At 50.1% G+C, this 19,501-nt stretch carries 11 protein-coding genes and 1 pseudogene; 8 read left to right on the top strand and 4 right to left on the bottom strand.

Annotated elements, in window-relative coordinates; translation table 11 throughout:
- Window positions 1–39 precede the first annotated feature (39 nt).
- From cmoM to J1C60_RS11260, 7 genes and pseudogenes are all read left to right on the top strand, one after another.
- Window positions 40–825 (top strand): tRNA uridine 5-oxyacetic acid(34) methyltransferase CmoM, encoded by a 786-nt coding sequence (cmoM, locus tag J1C60_RS11290; RefSeq protein WP_128177650.1) that lies wholly within the window; start codon window positions 40–42, stop codon window positions 823–825.
- Complete coding sequence (mukF, locus tag J1C60_RS11285; RefSeq protein ID WP_128177648.1) at window positions 822–2,144, top strand: chromosome partition protein MukF; 1,323 nt, start codon at window positions 822–824, stop codon at window positions 2,142–2,144. Before cmoM ends, mukF begins: the two co-directional genes overlap by 4 nt.
- Window positions 2,125–2,856 carry a chromosome partition protein MukE gene (gene mukE, locus J1C60_RS11280; RefSeq protein ID WP_128177646.1) on the top strand — a complete coding sequence of 244 codons (732 nt, stop codon included), beginning with the start codon at window positions 2,125–2,127 and terminating at the stop codon, window positions 2,854–2,856. The genes mukF and mukE overlap by 20 nt, the downstream gene beginning before the upstream one ends.
- Window positions 2,853–7,340 carry a chromosome partition protein MukB gene (mukB, locus tag J1C60_RS11275; protein WP_128177644.1) on the top strand — a complete coding sequence of 1,496 codons (4,488 nt, stop codon included), beginning with the start codon at window positions 2,853–2,855 and terminating at the stop codon, window positions 7,338–7,340. The genes mukE and mukB overlap by 4 nt, the downstream gene beginning before the upstream one ends.
- Before the next feature lie 283 nt (window positions 7,341–7,623).
- Window positions 7,624–9,288: pseudogene (gene ldtD / locus J1C60_RS11270) on the top strand (L,D-transpeptidase); the annotation flags it as partial.
- A gap of 185 nt (window positions 9,289–9,473) precedes the next feature.
- Window positions 9,474–10,022: a peptidoglycan L,D-endopeptidase MepK gene (gene mepK, locus J1C60_RS11265; RefSeq protein ID WP_128177642.1), complete on the top strand. Its 549-nt coding sequence runs from the start codon at window positions 9,474–9,476 to the stop codon at window positions 10,020–10,022.
- A gap of 44 nt (window positions 10,023–10,066) precedes the next feature.
- On the top strand, window positions 10,067–10,696 hold the full coding sequence (locus J1C60_RS11260; protein ID WP_128177641.1) for an MBL fold metallo-hydrolase: 630 nt from the start codon (window positions 10,067–10,069) through the stop codon (window positions 10,694–10,696).
- A gap of 50 nt (window positions 10,697–10,746) precedes the next feature.
- Here J1C60_RS11260 and J1C60_RS11255 read toward each other — a convergent pair whose 3' ends face one another.
- From J1C60_RS11255 to pncB, 4 genes are all read right to left on the bottom strand, one after another.
- Entirely contained in the window at window positions 10,747–11,937 is a 1,191-nt protein-coding gene (locus J1C60_RS11255; protein ID WP_128177640.1) for an amino acid aminotransferase, read from the bottom strand.
- A 188-nt stretch (window positions 11,938–12,125) separates the two neighbouring features.
- Window positions 12,126–13,211 carry a porin OmpF gene (gene ompF, locus J1C60_RS11250; protein ID WP_277925158.1) on the bottom strand — a complete coding sequence of 362 codons (1,086 nt, stop codon included), beginning with the start codon at window positions 13,209–13,211 and terminating at the stop codon, window positions 12,126–12,128.
- A 301-nt stretch (window positions 13,212–13,512) separates the two neighbouring features.
- The gene (gene asnS / locus J1C60_RS11245; RefSeq protein WP_128177638.1) at window positions 13,513–14,913 is read right to left on the bottom strand and encodes an asparagine--tRNA ligase; all 1,401 of its coding nucleotides are present in this window, start codon (window positions 14,911–14,913) and stop codon (window positions 13,513–13,515) included.
- Between the two features lie 191 nt (window positions 14,914–15,104).
- Window positions 15,105–16,325, bottom strand: a complete 1,221-nt coding sequence (pncB, locus tag J1C60_RS11240; protein ID WP_128177636.1) for a nicotinate phosphoribosyltransferase — start codon at window positions 16,323–16,325, stop codon at window positions 15,105–15,107.
- A gap of 373 nt (window positions 16,326–16,698) precedes the next feature.
- Between pncB and pepN the strand changes: the two genes are divergently transcribed.
- Window positions 16,699–19,314: an aminopeptidase N gene (pepN, locus tag J1C60_RS11235; RefSeq protein WP_128177634.1), complete on the top strand. Its 2,616-nt coding sequence runs from the start codon at window positions 16,699–16,701 to the stop codon at window positions 19,312–19,314.
- Window positions 19,315–19,501 lie beyond the last annotated feature (187 nt).

Below are 19,501 nucleotides of genomic sequence, written 5' to 3'. Positions count from 1 at the left end.
AGCCGCTTTGTTGACGGCGAAATCTCAGGAGCTAAGCCCATGCAGGATCGCAATTTTGATGATATTGCTGAGAAATTCTCACAAAACATTTACGGTACCACTAAAGGCCGTATTCGTCAGGCGATCCTGTGGCAAGAATTGGATGCGTTATTGACTACGCTACCTCCGCGTCCGTTGAACGTGCTGGACGCAGGTGGTGGTGAGGGGCAAACCGCCAGTAAACTCGCTGAGCAAGGACACCAGATACTGCTTTGCGACCTTTCAGCGGAGATGCTGCAGCGCGCCAGGACTCATGCTGAAGAAAAAGGTGTGAGCAACAACATGCAATTTAAACAAATTAGCGCGCAGCAGGTCGGTCAACATTTGGATAAGCCAGTCGATCTGGTATTGTTTCACGCGGTGCTTGAATGGGTAGCTCAGCCGCAGGAGGTTTTGGCGGCGTTGTATAAGGTGCTGGAGCCGGGTGGCGTGCTATCCCTGATGTTTTACAATCTGCATGGCTTAACGCTGCGTACGCTGACGTTAGGTAATTTCGGCTATTTACAGGCTGACCTGCGCAAGCGTAAGAGAAAAACCTTATCTCCCGATTATCCGCGAGATCCCGATCAGGTCTATGCATGGCTACGCGAAATTGGCTTTATCATTGAGCGTCGTGCTGGTATTCGTGTATTCCATGACTACATGCGTGATAAAGAGAAGCAGATCGAACGATTTGAGGATGTACTGGCAATGGAGAAGCGATTTTGCCGGCAGGAGCCATTCTTAAGTTTAGGGCGTTATATCCACGTCACAGCGCGGAAACCCATTCAGAAGGACGTACTATGAGTGAATTTTCCCAGACTGTACCGGAACTGGTTGCCTGGGCGCGAAAAAATGATTTTTCCGTCTCCCTGCCTACCGAACGTCTGGCATTTTTGCTGGCCATCGCCACGCTCAATGGCGAACGTATGGATGGCGAAATGAGCGAAGGCGAATTGATCGATGCCTTTCGCCATGTCAGCAAAGCGTTTGAGCAGACCCACGAAACCGTACTGGTGCGCGCCAATAATGCTATCAATGATATGGTACGGCAGCGTCTGCTTAACCGCTTTACCAGCGAGCTGACCGAAGGCCATGCCATTTATCGTCTTACGCCGCTGGCTATTGGCATCACCGATTACTATATTCGGCAGCGTGAGTTTTCAACCTTACGTCTGTCGTTGCAGCTGTCGATCGTGGCGCAGGAACTAAAGCGGGCGGCGGATGCTGCGGAAGAAGACGGCGATGAGTTCCACTGGCATCGTAACGTTTTTGGCCCGCTCAAATATTCGGTAGCCGAAATTTTTGACAGTATTGATATGACACAGCGCATCATGGACGAGCAGCAGCAGGCGGTGAAAGACGACATCGCTAAGTTGCTCAACCAGGACTGGCGGGCGGCGATCTCCAGCTGTGAATTGCTGCTCTCTGAAACCTCCGGCACGCTACGCGAGCTACAGGATACGCTGGAAGCTGCTGGCGACAAGCTGCAGGCCAACCTTTTGCGTATCCAGGACGCGACCCTGAACAGTCCCGATCTGGGCTTTGTCGATAAGCTGGTATTTGATCTACAGAACAAGTTGGATCGGATTATCAGTTGGGGACAACAGGCAATCGACCTGTGGATAGGTTACGATCGTCACGTGCACAAATTTATTCGCACCGCTATCGATATGGATAAAAACCGTGTCTTTGCTCAGCGCTTACGTTTGTCAGTGCAGAACTACTTTGAGCATCCCTGGGCACTGACCTATGCGAACGCTGACCGTCTGTTCGATATGCGCGACGAAGAGCTGGCACTGCGAAACGAAGAGGTGACTGGCGAGCTGCCTTCTGAGCTTGAGTACGAAGAATTCAATGAAATTCGCGAACAGCTTGCAGCCATGATTGAAGAAGCATTGAAGATTTATAAAGCACAGCAAAAACCGCTCAATCTGGGTATGGTGATGCGTGATTATCTGGCGCAATATCCGCGTGCACGTCATTTTGACGTGGCGCGCATTGTTGTCGATCAGGCCGTGCGTTTAGGCGTGGCGGAAGCAGATTTCTCAGGCTTGCCAGCAGAGTGGCAGGCCATTAATGATTACGGAGCCAAGGTACAGGCACATGTCATCGACAAATATTGAACAAGTGATGCCGGTTAAGCTGGCGCAGGCCCTGGCAAATCCGATTTTTCCAGCGCTGGACAGTCAGCTTCGTGCGGGAAGGCATATTGGCATTGACGAGTTAGATAATCACGCTTTCCTGATGGATTATCAGGAGTATCTGGAAGAGTTTTATACGCGTTATAACGTTGAGTTGATCCGTGCACCGGAAGGTTTCTTCTATTTACGCCCACGTTCTACCACGCTTATCTCTCGCTCGGTGCTTTCTGAGCTCGATATGATGGTGGGCAAAATTCTTTGCTACCTCTATCTCAGTCCTGAGCGACTGGCTAATGAGGGAATTTTTACCCAGCAAGAACTATACGATGAACTACTGAGTCTGGCAGATGAAAGTAAGTTGTTAAAGCTGGTCAATCAACGTTCCACCGGTTCTGATCTCGATCGCCAAAAACTGCAGGAAAAAATGCGCGCATCCTTAAATCGCCTGCGCCGTCTTGGCATGGTGTGGTTTATGGGTAATGACAGCAGCAAATTTCGCATTACCGAGTCGGTATTCCGCTTCGGGGCCGATGTCCGCAGCGGTGATGATCCACGTGAAGCGCAGCTGCGCATGATCCGTGATGGTGACGCGATGGCGATTGAAAACGATGCGGCCCCGCGTGAGGATCAGGAAGAGGGTGAAACCGAAACCGACGGCAATACGGCAGACAATCCGGAGGATGAACAGGAATGATTGAACGCGGAAAATTTCGCTCGCTGACGCTGATTAACTGGAATGGTTTTTTTGCACGCACCTTTGACCTGGACGAGCTGGTTACGACGCTCTCCGGCGGAAATGGTGCCGGTAAATCGACGACCATGGCGGCCTTTATTACCGCGTTAATTCCTGATTTAACGCTGCTGCATTTTCGTAACACCACAGAAGCCGGAGCGACTTCAGGTTCTCGTGATAAAGGCTTGCACGGTAAATTGCGTGCCGGCGTCTGTTACTCCACGCTGGAGGTGGTTAACTCGCGTCATCAGCGGGTAATCGTTGGGGTGCGCCTGCAGCAGGTGGCTGGACGCGATAAGAAAGTCGATATCAAACCGTTCAGCATTCACGGTCTGCCCTCGTCGCTGAATCCTACAGAAATTCTGACTGAAACGGTTAATGAACGTCAGGCCCGTGTATTACCATTGAGCGAGCTGAAAGAGCGCCTTGAAGCTATTGAAGGCGTGCAATTCAAACAGTTTAACTCGATCACCGATTATCACTCGCTGATGTTTGATTTGGGGATTGTGGCGCGCCGTTTGCGCTCTGCTGGCGATCGCAGTAAATATTACCGTTTGATTGAAGCCTCGCTGTATGGCGGCATCTCCAGTGCGATTACCCGTTCACTGCGCGATTACCTGTTGCCTGAAAATGGCGGTGTTCGCAAAGCGTTTCAGGATATGGAGGCGGCGCTGCGGGAAAATCGCATGACGCTTGAAGCGATTCGTGTCACGCAGTCCGATCGCGATCTGTTTAAGCATCTGATCTCTGAAGCGACCAGCTATGTTGCTGCCGATTATATGCGTCATGCCAACGAGCGGCGTATTCATCTGGATGGCGCATTGCTGCTGCGTAGCGATCTGTTTACCAGCCGTAAACAGCTGGCATCGGAACAGTTCCGCCATATTGAGATGGCACGGGAACTGGCCGAGCATAATGGCGCGGAGAGCGACCTGGAAACCGATTATCAAGGTGCCAGCGATCATCTCAATCTGGTGCAGACCGCGATGCGGCAGCAGGAAAAAATCGAGCGCTATGAATCCGACCTCGATGAGCTGACTTATCGTCTGGAAGAACAGAATGAAGTCGTTGGTGAAGCCCGTGACGTACAGGAAGAGAACGAAGCCCGGGCAGAAGCGGCGGAGCTGGAAGTCGATGAGCTGAAGAGCCAACTTGCGGATTATCAGCAGGCACTTGACGTGCAGCAAACCCGCGCGATTCAGTATCAGCAGGCGTTGCAGGCCTTACAACGTGCGCAATCTCTCTGTAACCTCCCTGAACTCTCCATTGATAACGTAGACGAGTGGCTGGAAACGTTCCAGGCGAAAGAGCAGGAAGCGACAGATAAGTTGCTGATGCTTGAACAAAAAATGAGCGTGGCGCAGGCTGCGCACAGCCAGTTTGAGCAGGCGTTTGAATTGGTGAATAAAATTGCCGGTCCGGTCAGCCGCAGTGAGGCCTGGCAAACGGGCCGTGAGCTGCTGCGTGATGCGGCAAATCAGCGTCATCATGCTGAGCAACTTCAGTCACTGCGCATGCGCCTTAGCGAAATGGAGCAGCGCCTCCGTGAGCAGCAAGAAGCAGAGCGTTTACTCAATGAATTCTGCAAGCGCCAGGGCCAGCAGTATGACGCCAGTGAGCTTGAGTCCCTCCAGCGGGAGCTGGAGGCACAGATTGAGCAACTTACACAAACTGTTTCTGATGCGGGTGAACGTCGGATGCTGATGCGTCAGGAACTCGATCAGATCCGCGAACGCGTCAACACTCTGACCGCTCGTGCGCCGCACTGGCTCGCGGCTCAGGAAATCCTGACGCAGCTAAGTGAGCAGACCGGGCAGCCGCTGGAAAGTAGCCAGCAGGTCACCGAGTTTATGCAGCAGTTGCTGGAACGCGAACGTGAAAGTACGGTAGAACGAGATGAGATTGCGGCGCGTAAACGTGATATTGAAAAACAGATCGAGCGCCTGAGTCAGCCTGGCGGTGCGGAAGACGCAAGGCTGAATACCCTGGCCGAACGTTTCGGCGGCGTCTTGCTGTCCGAAATTTATGATGATGTCACCATTGATGACGCACCTTACTTCTCGGCGCTTTATGGCCCGTCCCGGCATGCGATTGTGGTGCCGGATCTGTCGCTGGTACGTGAACAGCTGGATGGACTGGATGAGTGCCCTGAAGACCTTTATCTGATTGAAGGGGATCCGCAATCCTTTGATGACAGCGTCTTTAGTGTGGAAGAGCTTGAAAAAGCGGTGGTGGTTAAGGTTGCTGAACGTCAGTGGCGCTACTCGCGTTTCCCAAAAATCCCGCTGTTTGGTCGGGCAGCGCGTGAAAACCAGCTTGAGTTATTGCATGTCGAGCGTGAGCAGCTGGCTGAAACTTATGCCACGCTGTCATTCGATGTGCAGAAAACCCAGCGTTTACATCAATCCTTTAGTCGTTTTATTGGCAGTCACCTTGCGGTTGCTTTCGAAAGCGATCCTGAAGTGCAGATCCGCCAGCTTAATACGCGTCGCACCGAGATTGAGCGTGGATTAACCAGCCATGAAAGTGAGAATCAGCAGCAGCGCCACCAGTTTGAGATGGCGAAAGAGGGTGTCGCGCAATTAAACCGGTTACTGCCGCGCGTCACGTTGCTGAATGATGAAACGTTACCGGACCGCTGTGAGGAAATTCGCGAGCGGCTGGAGGAGTCCCAGGAAGCGTCGCGCTTTATCCAGCAGCAGGGTAATAACCTGGCGCGGCTGGAGCCTATAGTCTCAGTACTGCAAAGCGATCCCGAGCAGCATGAGCAGCTGAAGGCAGATTATCAGCAAGCGCAACAGACACAACGTGATGCCCGACAGCAAGCCTTTGCATTGACTGAAGTGACGCAGCGTCGTGCCCACTTCAGCTATGTTGATTCTGCCGGCATGCTAACCGGCACCAGCGATCTTAACGAGAAACTGCGCCAGCGCCTTGAGCAGGCAGAAGCGGAGCGTGCCCGTGCACGCGATCGCCTGCGGCAGCATCAGGTTCAGCTGACGCAATATTCGCAGGTGCTGGCTTCTCTGAAAAGCTCGTATGATGCGAAGCGAGATATGCTGAAAGAGCTGAATCAGGAAATGCTGGATATCGGCGTGCAGGCTGATGCTTCCGCCGAAGAGCGGGCACGTATTCGCCGTGACGAATTATACAGCGCGCTGAGTAATAACCGTGCCCGCCGTAATCAACTGGAAAAACAGCTGACGTTCTGTGAAGCGGAGATGGATGCGCTTCAGAAGAAATTACGCCGGCTGGAACGCGATTATCATCAGAATCGTGAGCAGGTCGTAACAGCGAAAGCGGGCTGGTGCGCGGTGATGCGTATGGTGAAAGACAACGGTGTCGAGCGTCGTTTGCACCGGCGTGAACTGGCATATATGGGTGGAGATGAACTGCGCTCAATGTCGGATAAGGCGTTGGGGGCGCTGCGTCTGGCGGTGGCGGATAATGAACATCTGCGTGATGTTTTACGCATGTCGGAAGACCCTAAACGGCCTGAGCGTAAGATTCAGTTTTTTATTGCGGTCTATCAGCACCTGCGTGAGCGTATTCGCCAGGATATCATCCGCACAGACGATCCTGTGGAAGCGATTGAGCAGATGGAAATTGAGCTTAATCGCCTGACCGAAGAGCTCACTGCACGCGAACAGATGCTGGCGATCAGCACTCGTAGTGCATCGAATATTATTCGTAAAACCATTCAGCGTGAACAGAACCGTATTCGTCAGTTGAACCAGGGCTTGCAAAGCGTCAGCTTTGGTCAGGTGCGCAGCGTGCGTCTGAACGTCAATGTGCGTGAGGCACACTCTGTCCTACTGGATGTGCTTTCTGAACAACATGAGCAGCATCAGGATCTGTTTAACAGTAATCGCCTGACCTTCTCTGAAGCACTGGCCAAGCTGTATCAACGCCTGAACCCACACATTGATATGGGGCAGCGAACGCCGCAGACCATCGGTGAAGAGCTTCTGGATTACCGCAATTACCTTGAAATGGAAGTTGAGGTTAACCGAGGGTCCGACGGCTGGTTACGTGCAGAGAGTGGCGCGTTATCAACGGGTGAAGCGATTGGGACCGGGATGTCGATTCTGGTGATGGTGGTACAAAGTTGGGAAGAGGAATCTCGTCGTTTGCGTGGTAAGGATATTTCGCCTTGTCGCCTGCTGTTCCTCGATGAAGCGGCGCGTCTTGATGCAAAATCCATTGCAACCTTATTTGAGCTTTGTGACCGGCTTGAAATGCAGTTAATTATTGCAGCGCCGGAAAATATTAGTCCGGAGAAAGGAACGACGTATAAACTCGTACGTAAGGTTTTCCAAAACACCGAGCATGTGCATGTTGTTGGGCTGAGAGGCTTCTCTGCCGATCCTGCTCCGGGCCACGTATCATCAGACGCGGCAAACCTACCGGGTCTGGAAAACGGAAAATCATCTGCACAGATATAGTAAAACATTCGTTCAGGTATTAATCTACTTAACGGCATTTGCGTTAATCCACGCAAATGCCGTTTTCGTTCCTATACTTACAACAATGATGAATGGTTCGACGAGAAATGTCGGTATTACAGTTAACAGGGGGCAAAGGATGTTGCTGGCTCATTTTATGTCGTTAAAAAAAGTGGTTCTGGGGTGTTGCATTGCACTCAGTTTCACTCATGCGTACAGCGCAGATGCTGCACTCAACTCAACCCCAACTTCAGCCTCAGCGATAGCTGGTAGTAAGATGACTGTCGCTCAGAGTCAGTCGAAAATAGTTGCTACGATGCCGACGGGTAGTAAACCTTTTTACCTGGGATCCCTTGCCTCGCTGTATGCGGCGCATAATATGCAGCCAATGTGGCAGGATCGGGACGCCGTTCAGCAATTTCAGCAGCAGTTAGCTGAGGTCGCAATTTCCGGTGTTCAGCCTCAATTTACGCAGTGGATCAAAGAGTTAACTAATCCCGAAATCAGCGGTATGGCGCGGGATATTGTGCTGTCAGACGCCATGCTCGGCTATCTACAGTTTGTCTCCAGCGTACCGACACAGGGGGAAAGCTGGCTCTACAGTAATGTGCCTTATAAAATGGGGCTGCCGCCGGTTTCTGTCATTAACCAGTGGCAGTCCGCCGCGGTCTCCAGTGGCTTACGCAACTTTGTACTCACTCTAGCGCCACAGCACCCGCAATATTCGCGTATGCACGAGGCACTAAAAACGATGCTTGCGGATAACCATCCCTGGCCTCAGCTCATGGATAAACAGACGTTACGTCCGGGGCAACTCAGCCAGGATGTCCCGGCACTGCGAGAGATTTTGCAGCGTACAGGTATGCTTTCGGACAGCAGCATTGTTCATAAATCTGTCCAGGATGGTATCGACAGCCCGCAACCCGAAAATACGGTGGTTGCACCATCGGCAACTGATACCAACGATCTGGCGGCAGATACGCCAGCCAGTGCCGGTAACGTAGAAGCCTCGCCAGCGGTAGAAAGCAGTGTGGGCGATAATATTTACACTCAAGATTTGGTTGAGGGTGTGAAGCGTTTCCAGCAGTGGCAAGGACTGGAAAGCGACGGTGCTATTGGGGTAAGAACACGTGAGTGGCTGAATGTTTCGCCTCAGATTCGTGCATCATTGCTGGCATTGAATATTCAGCGTCTTCGTTTGCTGCCGGATGATATGCATAATGGCATCATGGTGAATATCCCTAATTATTCGCTGGTCTATTATGCTAATGGTAATGAAATTTTATCCTCAAGGGTTATTGTCGGACGCCCGGATCGTAAAACGCCACTGATGCGTAGTGCGCTGAATAATGTCGTGCTGAATCCGCCGTGGAATGTTCCGACCTCTCTGGTACGGCGCGATATTATTCCGAAAGTAAAACAGGACCCTTCTTATCTGTATAAACATGGCTACACGATGTTGTCAGGATGGAGTAGTGATGCCAGCGTTATCGATCCTTCAATGATTGACTGGAGCATGGTTTCTGCATCTTCATTCCCGTATCGCCTACGCCAGGCTCCGGGGGCGACCAACTCGTTGGGGCGTTACAAGTTTAATATGCCTAGCTCTGATGCGATTTATCTTCACGATACGCCAAATCATGGCCTTTTTCAGAGGGATATTCGGGCGTTAAGTTCTGGCTGTGTCAGGGTAAATAAAGCGTCAGACCTTGCAAATTTACTGTTGCAGGACGCTGGCTGGAATGACACGCGAATTTCCGGCAAGCTCAAAGAAGGGAATACCCAGTACGTGTCTATTCGGCATCGTATCCCTGTCAATCTCTATTACCTGACGGCATGGGTTGCTGATGACGGCAAACCCCAGTTCAGAACAGATATTTACAATTATGATGAAACGGCCCGATCCGGCGCTCAGGTGCTGGCGCGCGCAGGGCAACTGTTGCTTTAGTTGTTGAAAATACAGCCGCTGTTGCACAGCGGCCTTCTTAACACCGATCCTGAAAAAACGCGCTGAAATGGGATCCTGCGCTACTTTTCTGTTCGACGGGATGACGAATGCTGATCTGGGCGTTAAGGTTCGGTTTTGTGTACTTTTTGCACATTTTTTTATTTTTCTGCAGGTAATCGCAATTCATGAATACATTTGATCCATATCGTCGTAAGTGGCTGGCGTTAGGCGGCGCGGCGCTTGGCGTTGCATTACTTCCGAGTAAGGCTTTAGCATCATTATCCACTTCACGTCCGCGCGTTCTCACCCTTAATAACCTCCATACCGGTGAAAGCCTCAAAACTGAGTTTTTCAATGGGAAAAGCTATGACAAGGATGAATTGGCGCGTCTGAATCATTTTTTTCGCGATTACCGGGCAAATAAGATTAAAAGTATCGATCCTTCGTTGTTTGATCAGTTATATCGCCTGCAGGCCATGCTGGATACACGTAAACCCGTACAGTTAGTTTCTGGCTACCGTTCGCTGGTGACCAACAATAAACTACGATCACACAGTAAGGGCGTCGCAAAGCACAGCTACCATACGCTAGGACAGGCAATGGATTTCCACATTGAAGGCATCTCTCTGAGCAATGTTCGCAAAGCTGCATTAAAAATGCGGGCTGGTGGTGTAGGATACTACCCCAGCAGTAACTTTGTGCATATTGATACCGGCCCGGTTAGAACCTGGTAGGGTAGTAAAACCTGACAATGCAGTTTTGTCGGTAATGGAGAGGTATGGATTATCAAATTATTCCGGTGACGGCGTTTGCCCAGAATTGTTCACTTATTTGGTGTGCAGACACCCGCCAGGCGGCGATTGTTGATCCCGGCGGTGACGCGGCGAAAATCATTGATGCAGTTAACCAGCAAGGTGTCCAGATCACGCAAATTCTGCTCACGCATGGGCATCTTGACCATGTAGGAGCTGCGGCAGAATTAGCTGCACACTATGGTGTGCAAGTCATTGGTCCGCATAAGCTGGATACCTTCTGGCTGGATGGTTTACCTGCACAAAGCCGAATGTTTGGTCTGGCTGAATGTCGTCCGTTAACGCCGGATCGCTGGCTGGAAGAGGGCGACAGGGTGCTGGTGGGGAATATTACGCTAGATGTATTACACTGCCCAGGGCATACGCCGGGCCATATCGTCTTTTACGACAAGCCAGGACGTCTGTTAATCTCCGGGGACGTCATTTTCAACGGTGGTGTGGGACGTAGCGATTTCCCTCAGGGCAATCATCAAGCGCTGATACAATCCATTACGAATAAACTGCTGCCGTTAGGGGATGATGTGACTTTTATTCCTGGTCATGGACCGATGTCAACGTTAGGCCATGAGCGGATTTCTAACCCGTTTCTGCAATAAAAAATAGGCCCTTGATTAGGGCCCATTTTCCCTGTCACGATCTCTGTGCCTTACAGAACTGCGACGATCGCTTCGCACAGCGGTGCCATATTATCTGGCGTCATGCCGGCGACATTCACACGGCCTGAATTAACCGCATAAACCGCGAACTCTTCACGCAAGCGAATAACCTGATCTTTGGTTAACCCACTGAATGAGAACATACCATTTTGGTTAATAATAAAGCTGAAATCGCGGTTTGCCCCTTTCTCCTGCAGCGTATTGACGAAAAGTTGACGCATACGGTGGATACGCTGACGCATATCGGTAAGTTCCTGTTCCCAGATAGCACGAAGTGCATCGTTACCAAGAATAGTTGCAACAACGGCGGCGCCATGTGCCGGTGGATTAGAGTAGTTAGCGCGGATCGTCGCTTTCACCTGGCTAAAAGCGGTGTCGGCCTCGCGAGCTTGTGCCGCGACCAGAGTAAATGCGCCTACACGTTCATTATATAAACCAAAATTTTTAGAATAAGAGCTGGCTACAATCAATTCTTTATGTTTTGCAGCAAAGATGCGCAGGCCTTCCGCGTCCTCTTCAAGACCCCGTGCGAAGCCCTGATATGCAAAGTCGAACAGCGGGAGCCATCCGCCTGCCAGGGCGAGTTCTGCCAACTTCGCCCATTGTTCTGCCGTTGGGTCAATACCCGTTGGGTTATGGCAGCATCCGTGGAACAGGACGACATCACCTGCTTTTGCTGCTTGTAGGCTGGCAACCATGCCATCGAAGTCCAGTCGATGATTGATTGCGTCATAATACTGATATTCGCAGACTTCCAATCCGGCTGATGCAAAGACGTTCTTATGGTTTGGCCAGCTCGGATTGCTTACCCACACGCGCTTAACCGGCGTTTGGGTGGCAAGAAAATCAGCAGCCACACGTAAGGCACCGGTACCTCCTGGCGTTTGTGCAGTGCGGGCGCGTTTATCGGCGATGATCGCGTTATCTTTACCAAAGAGCAGAACCTGAGTACAACTGGCGAAATCGGCAAGACCATCAATGCTTAGATAGTTTTTGGTGGTTTCATTTTCCAGCAAGAATTGTTCTGCTTTTTTCACACTGGTTAACACTGGCGTTTTGCCTGTTTCATCTTTATAGACGCCAATCCCGAGATTAATTTTAGTAGGGCGGTCATCGGCGCGGAAAAGATCGGCTAAACCAAGAATAGGATCGGCGGGTGCAGCTGCAATGTTTTCAAACATAGGAGAGGTCCATAAGCGTAATTTAAAGCGAAATGAAGTCTCAGGTTAACGCCAGAAGGCGTAAATGCCAACCGTTTGCGATAAAAAGAAAATAAGAAAAATATCGCTGTGCATAAAAGAAAAAGCAGGACCGAAGTCCTGCCTTATTCAGCGAATAGAAAGCGTTAATTCACCTTCAGAATGCGCAATTAGAACTGGTAAACCAAACCAACCGCAACGGTGTCGTCGGTGTTCAGACCCAGAGGGTTGTTGTCATTCAACTGGTTGATCTGATAATCAACATAAGTAGACATGTTTTTGTTGAAGTAGTAGGTTGCGCCAATATCGATATATTTGATCAGGTCAGCATCGCCAACGCCCTCAATCTCTTTACCTTTAGACTGTACGTATCCCAGTGACGGACGTAAGCCGAAGTCGAACTGATACTGAGCAACTACTTCGAAGTTTTGTGCTTTATTGGCAAAGCCGTTAACCTCGGCAGTGTTAATGGTGCCAGAAATTGGCGTTGCGTTACGGGTTTCACCGTACATAGCAGCCAGATAAATATTGTTTGCGTCATATTTCAGCGCGGTTGCCCAGCTTTGTGCTTTATCACCATGGCCCAGAGCAGTTGGCGCATTCTGAAGATCGGTACGGTCAGATTCGCCATAAGCACCGACAATAGCGACGCCGATTGGAGAGGTATAAGTGGTTGACAGAGCGTAGCCGTCACCATTAGCACGACGGATATCCGGACGATCGTTTTTGCCCTGGTACTGTACGGCGAAATCCCAGCCATCAACCAGACCAAAGAAATTGCTGTTACGATAAGTGGCTACGCCGGTAGAACGACCAGCGAGGAAACCGTCGGAATAGGCTGAGTCACCGCCGAATTCTGGCATCATATCGGTCCAGGCCAGCGCATCGTAGATCACGCCATAGTTACGACCATAATCCAGAGAGCCCGCGTCACCAAATTTCAGGCCAGCAAAGCCAAGACGAGTTTTATTACCGTTTTGCGCGTCAGAACCTTCGGAGTTGTTTGCCTGGATGTTGTATTCCCACTGACCATAACCGGTCAGTTGATCATTAATTTGTGTTTCACCCTTGAAGCCAAAACGAACGTAAGATGTATCGCCATCGTTACTATCGTTATCAGAAAAATAGTGCAGGCCTACGGCTTTACCATAAAGGTCCAGTTTGTTGCCATCTTTATTATAGATTTCTGCTGCATTTGCTGCACTGGCAGCTAATAAGGCGGGGATTACTACTGCGAGAATGTTGCGCTTCATCATTTAATTATTACCCTCATTGGAGTTTATTGGACACCTGCCACTGCCGTCAAAAATTCTTTACAGAACCATGAAGATAGTTTGGTGTCTTCCTGTGTCTGAAGGCATCTTTCCATTCAAAGCACGCTTAATCTACCCACAAAGTGCTACAAATATCCCAACTTTGTTTCATAAAGAAAATTTGTATTTCTAAATGTAAAAAACAAGGAACTTTGTGAGACAATTCAAAATTTACAAAAATAAAAAAAGGCCAGCAGAGCTGGCCTTACTATATATATGAATTTATTATACTTAATGCTGAATATTAGAAACTTGCATTGCGAGGTGTACGTGGGAAAGGGATAACATCTCTTACATTTTGTACGCCAGTGACATAAGCGATTAACCGTTCGAAACCTAATCCGAATCCAGAATGAGGAACGGTGCCGTAACGGCGAAGGTCGCGATACCACCAGTAGTCTTCTTTATTAAGTCCCATTTCGTCCAGACGAGCATCAAGCACATCAAGCCGCTCCTCGCGCTGGGAACCACCAATAATTTCACCGATTCCCGGGGCTAATACGTCCATCGCGGCAACTGTTTTTCCGTCATCGTTCAGGCGCATGTAGAACGCTTTTATATCTTTGGGATAGTTTTTTACCACTACCGGCGCTTTAAAGTGTTTTTCGGCCAGATAGCGCTCATGCTCGGAGGAAAGATCGATGCCCCATGCAACATCATTTTCAAACGCCTGGCCTGATGCCAGAAGAATGTCAATAGCGTCGGTATAATCCACCTGCGCGAAATCTGTGGTTACAAAGCGCTGCAGACGAGAAATGGCTTCTTTATCCACACGCTCGGCAAAAAAGGCCATGTCATCAGCGCGTTCATCCAGTACGGCCCTGAAAACATATTTCAGCATTGCTTCTGCGAGTGCGGCAACATCATCCAGTGAGGCAAATGCAACTTCAGGTTCCAGCATCCAGAACTCAGCCAGGTGTCGACTGGTGTTAGAGTTTTCAGCACGGAACGTTGGACCAAATGTATATACTTTGGATAGCGCTGATGCATAAGTCTCGCCGTTTAACTGACCCGAAACCGTCAGGAAAGCCTCTTTACCAAAGAAGTCTTCACTAAAATCGACTTTACCCTGTGCATCACGCGGCAGGTTTTCCATATCCAGCGTGGAAACACGGAACATTTCACCGGCACCTTCGGTGTCGGAAGCCGTAATTAACGGCGTGGACACCCAGAAATAGCCGTTTTCATGAAAGAAACGGTGCAAAGCCTGAGCCAGCGTATGGCGAACACGGGCAACGGCACCAATTAAATTGGTACGCGGACGTAAATGCGCGACTTCACGTAGATATTCAATGCTGTGACGTTTAGCCGCCATCGGATAGGTATCGGGATCGTCAACCCAACCCACGACTTCAACCGATGTTGCCTGAATTTCAAAGCTCTGACCTTCACCAGGAGAGGCGACGACTTTCCCGGTAATGATGACAGAGCAGCCAGTGGTCAGGCGCAGTACTTCTTCCTGATAATTATTCAGAGAATTATTTACGACAGCCTGAACGGGATTAAAGCAGGAACCGTCATAAACGGCGACGAAGGAAATACCAGCTTTTGAATCTCTTCGGGTACGTACCCAGCCGCGTACGGTGACTTCGCTATCCACCGCGACTCGGCCATGCAGTACATCCGCTACAGGCGCTACGCTCATAAATTTCTCTCTTTAATATGATCTGATTTTAAAAAAATGCCCCTGAAATTTGGGGTATTGCTATGTTACTTGCCGTCGGGCAGGACACAAGAAGAATTCACTGTCGGAGGCGAGATTTCTTGAGAGGATTGAATGAAATAGCGCGGAAGGCCAGATCGGAGGTGAATGGTTCTCCCCTCCGATCTGACAGATTAGCTGGCTTTTTTTACCAAAGGTAGATCAAAGGCTTTACGTAATGCGCGGACAAAGGCTTTATCCTGACAAATAGTTTTACCTGGACTATCGGACAACTTAGCCACAGGTTTGCCGTTGCACTCTACAAGTTTAATCACGATATTCAGGGGCTTAACCTCAGGAATGTCGCACGTAAGGCGCGTACCAATACCGAAGATCACGTTGGCTCGCTGACCAAAATGGCGATAAAGGCTTACGGCTTTTTCAAGGTTAAGATTATCGGAAAATACCAGGGTTTTAGTCTGGGGATCGATACCTAGCCGCTGATAATGCGTGAGCGCCTTTTCCCCCCATTCAACCGGATCGCCAGAGTCATGACGTAACCCTTGATAGCGATGAGCAAACCCCGGACCAAAATCCCGTAAAAATGCATCCATAGTAATGCAGTCCGTCAGTGCAATACCTAATTGGCCATTATATTCGTCAAGCCAGGCCTGCAGCGCTGCACGCTGACTATTCGCTAATACCGGACTAATCTGCTGGTGTGCCTGGAACCACTCATGCGCCTGGGTGCCGACGGGCATAATATTGAGTTCCCGCGCTACCGCATAGTTGCTGGAACCGACCAGCCACGGGAATGCATCATGCAACTCGCTGACGATGGCGAACTGTACATCACGGGAAAAACGACGCCGCGTACCAAAATCCATTAGCTTGAAGCGTGACATATCGAGATCGGCAGTCAGCGATTTGAAATCAGCTAATTTGTGGTGTAGATGCTCAACGGCCATTTCGGTCTTCACCTGCGGGGAACGATGCCGATGCACCACTTCGCTGATTAATGCCAGCAGTGGCACCTCCCACATAATCACTTCACGCCAGGGGCCACTGATGCGAATATCAAGCTTGCCATGATGGTTACGCACGCGAACCTGAGACGGGTCATAGCGAAATTCTTTCAACCAGTTGAGATAATCCGTTTCAAAGAAAGGTAAAGCTGCCAGATAACGATATTCATCATCACTTAGTGCCAGCGTTGCCATCATAGCGATTTGATCTGCAATCTCGTCGGCGTAAATTCCCAGCAGATCGTCGCCCCGGCAGCGGAATTCAGCCGCAACGGAAACGTCGTGATAGCGATGAAACACGGCCTGCTGCATGTGGAGCTTATAAGCATCAGTATCCAGCAGCGTGGTCAAAATTGGGGAAGCGTGTCGTGTCATGGTGCGTTTCAGCATCCTCTCGCGGAGAGCGTTTCCTTAGGTGTCTGTAAAAAATGTCTCAAAAAAGAGGCAGGAGTATAACCTGATTACTCATTTGTTGAACCTGATCACACCACAATTTGGGCCGTCAGGTCGAGGTTAAAATGTGCCTTTGTTAACGACATGTACTTATTAAGGGCATTGAAAAGCAATCTTCATGGCAACATGCCTATAACAGGAATAAACTTTACCCCTGTCATACTTCAAGTTGCAGGTTTGTGGGCTACTGTCGCTCACCCGAATCACTTACACAAGTCTGTTGATCGGGATTCGTTTCTTTGCCGCCGCCCTGCAACTCGAATTATTAGGTATAGCTGATTAATTTTATTCAAGACGTGAGAAGGACGCTATGACGCAATTGCCACAAGCTAAGTTTCGCCATGACTACCGTGCACCTGATTATACAATTACGGATATTGATCTGACCTTTAATCTTGATGCCAGCAGTACGCGCGTCACGGCCATTAGTCGTATTAAGCGCCTGGGCGACAGCAGTGCCGTACTGTATCTGGACGGGAAAGATTTATCGTTGGTTTCACTGGAGGTCGACGATCGCCCCTGGCGTCACTACCGAATCGAAGCTGATGGGATGTTTCTGGAACAACTGCCAGAAAATTTCACACTGAAGATTGTTAATGATATTCATCCGGACAAAAACACTGCGCTTGAAGGGTTATATCTGTCCGGTGAAGCACTCTGTACCCAGTGCGAAGCTGAAGGTTTCCGCCATATTACGTGGTATCTGGATCGTCCGGACGTGCTGGCACGTTTTACCACGACTATTATTGCTGACCAGGCGCGGTATCCATTCCTGTTATCAAACGGCAATCGCATTGACAGTGGTATTATGGACGATGGTCGCCACTGGATGAAATGGGAAGATCCGTTCCCCAAACCGTGTTACCTGTTCGCGCTGGTCGCGGGCGATTTTGATGTACTGCGTGACGGCTTTAAAACCCGCTCAGGCCGTGACGTTGCGCTGGAGATCTACGTTGACCGTGGCAACCTGGACCGTGCTGATTGGGCGATGACCTCGCTGAAAAACAGTATGAAATGGGATGAAGAGCGTTTTGGCCTCGAATACGATCTCGATATCTTTATGATCGTTGCCGTCGACTTCTTTAATATGGGGGCGATGGAAAACAAAGGGCTGAATGTTTTCAATTCGAAATATGTGCTGGCGAAAGCAGAAACCGCGACCGACAAAGATTATCTCGGTATCGAAGCGGTGATCGGCCATGAATATTTTCACAACTGGACCGGTAACCGCGTGACCTGCCGCGACTGGTTCCAGTTAAGCCTGAAAGAGGGGCTGACGGTATTCCGCGACCAGGAGTTTAGTTCCGACCTCGGTTCGCGTGCGGTTAACCGTATTGATAATGTCCGCGTGATGCGCGGCGCGCAATTTGCGGAAGATGCCAGCCCGATGGCGCATCCGATTCGTCCCGAACAGGTCATAGAGATGAATAACTTCTATACCCTGACGGTCTACGAGAAAGGGTCGGAAGTTATTCGGATGCTGCACACATTGTTGGGTGAAGAAAACTTCCAGAAAGGCATCCAGCTCTATTTCGAACGTCATGATGGCAGCGCAGCGACCTGCGACGATTTCGTTCAGGCGATGGAAGATGCCTCAAATGTGGACCTGTCACAGTTTCGCCGCTGGTATAGCCAGTCCGGTACGCCGGTACTTTCCGTGCGCGATGATTACAATCCCGAACTCGAGCAATATACGTTACATGTCACACAAATAACGCCGCCGACGGCCGATCAAAAAGAGAAGCTGCCGCTGAATATCCCACTGGATATTGAACTGTATGATGGTGAAGGTAACGTTATTCCATTGCAGCACAATGGGCATCCTGTACACCATGTTCTGAATGTTACCGAAGAGTTTCAGACCTTTGTCTTTGATAATGTTAGATTCCAGCCCGTACCATCGTTACTGCGTGAATTCTCTGCGCCAGTCAAACTGGATTATAAATGGAGTGATGCGCAACTGACATTTCTGATGCGTCACGCCAGCAATGATTTCTCTCGCTGGGATGCGGCGCAAAGTCTGCTTGCCACTTATATCAAACTGAATGTTGCACGTTATCAGCAAGGACAGCACCTGTCGCTCCCTCTGCATGTTGCGGACGCATTCCGTGCGGTGCTGCTGGATGAGAAGGGCGATCCTGCACTCATGGCGCTGATCCTCTCATTGCCGAGTGAAAACGAGATTGCAGAACTGTTCGATATTATCGATCCAGAAGCCAATGCTGCTGTACGTGATGCATTGCAGAGAACGCTGGCGACGGAACTGGCGGATGAGTTCCTCGCGCTTTACCATGCAAATCACAGCGAGGAATATCGCGTCGAGCATGCGGATATTGGCAAGCGCGCGTTGAAAAACGTGTGTCTGAGTTATCTGGCTTTTGGCGATGTGGAGCGGGCTGATAACATGGTGAAAATGCAATATGAACATGCTAACAACATGACCGATGCGTTGGCTGCGATGTCAGCGGCAGTTGCGGCGCAGTTGCCGTGTCGTGAAGCTCTGATGACGACCTTTGATGAACGCTGGCACCAGGATGGTCTGGTGATGGACAAATGGTTTATATTGCAGGCGACCAGCCCGGCAGCAGATGTGTTGTCACGCGTGCGTGAACTGCTTAACCATCGCTCGTTCAGCCTGAGCAATCCCAACCGTACTCGCTCGTTGATTGGTGCATTTGCTCAGGCAAATCCTTCGGCTTTCCATGCTATTGATGGCAGTGGCTATCAGTTCCTGGTGGAAATTCTGACCGATCTGAATACGCGTAACCCACAAGTTGCTTCGCGGATGATCGAGCCACTGATTCGCCTGAAACGCTATGATGCAACGCGTCAGGCGTTAATGCGTAAGGCGCTGGAACAGCTAAAAGGATTGGATAAGTTATCGGGTGATTTGTATGAAAAAATCAGCAAAGCACTGAGTGCATAGCTGACGGGCGGAAAGTATCCCTCCTGCATATCTCATTACTAAAGGGCGCTTGCGCCCTTTTCAACGTTTTACTATTGCGGCTGGCGAGTGCGTTAACTTGCGTGACCGGAAAGTGAAACCGGAGGCGTTTCGACCAGGACAACGGCGGACAGCGAGAAGTGAAGCAGAGAGAATTATTTAGGATAGA

It is taken from the genome of [Pantoea] beijingensis (assembly GCF_022647505.1).
Lineage (GTDB): Bacteria > Pseudomonadota > Gammaproteobacteria > Enterobacterales > Enterobacteriaceae > Erwinia > Erwinia beijingensis.
The sequence above is the reverse complement of the archived record's forward strand: the minus strand, read 5'-3'. Positions and strand labels throughout refer to the sequence as shown.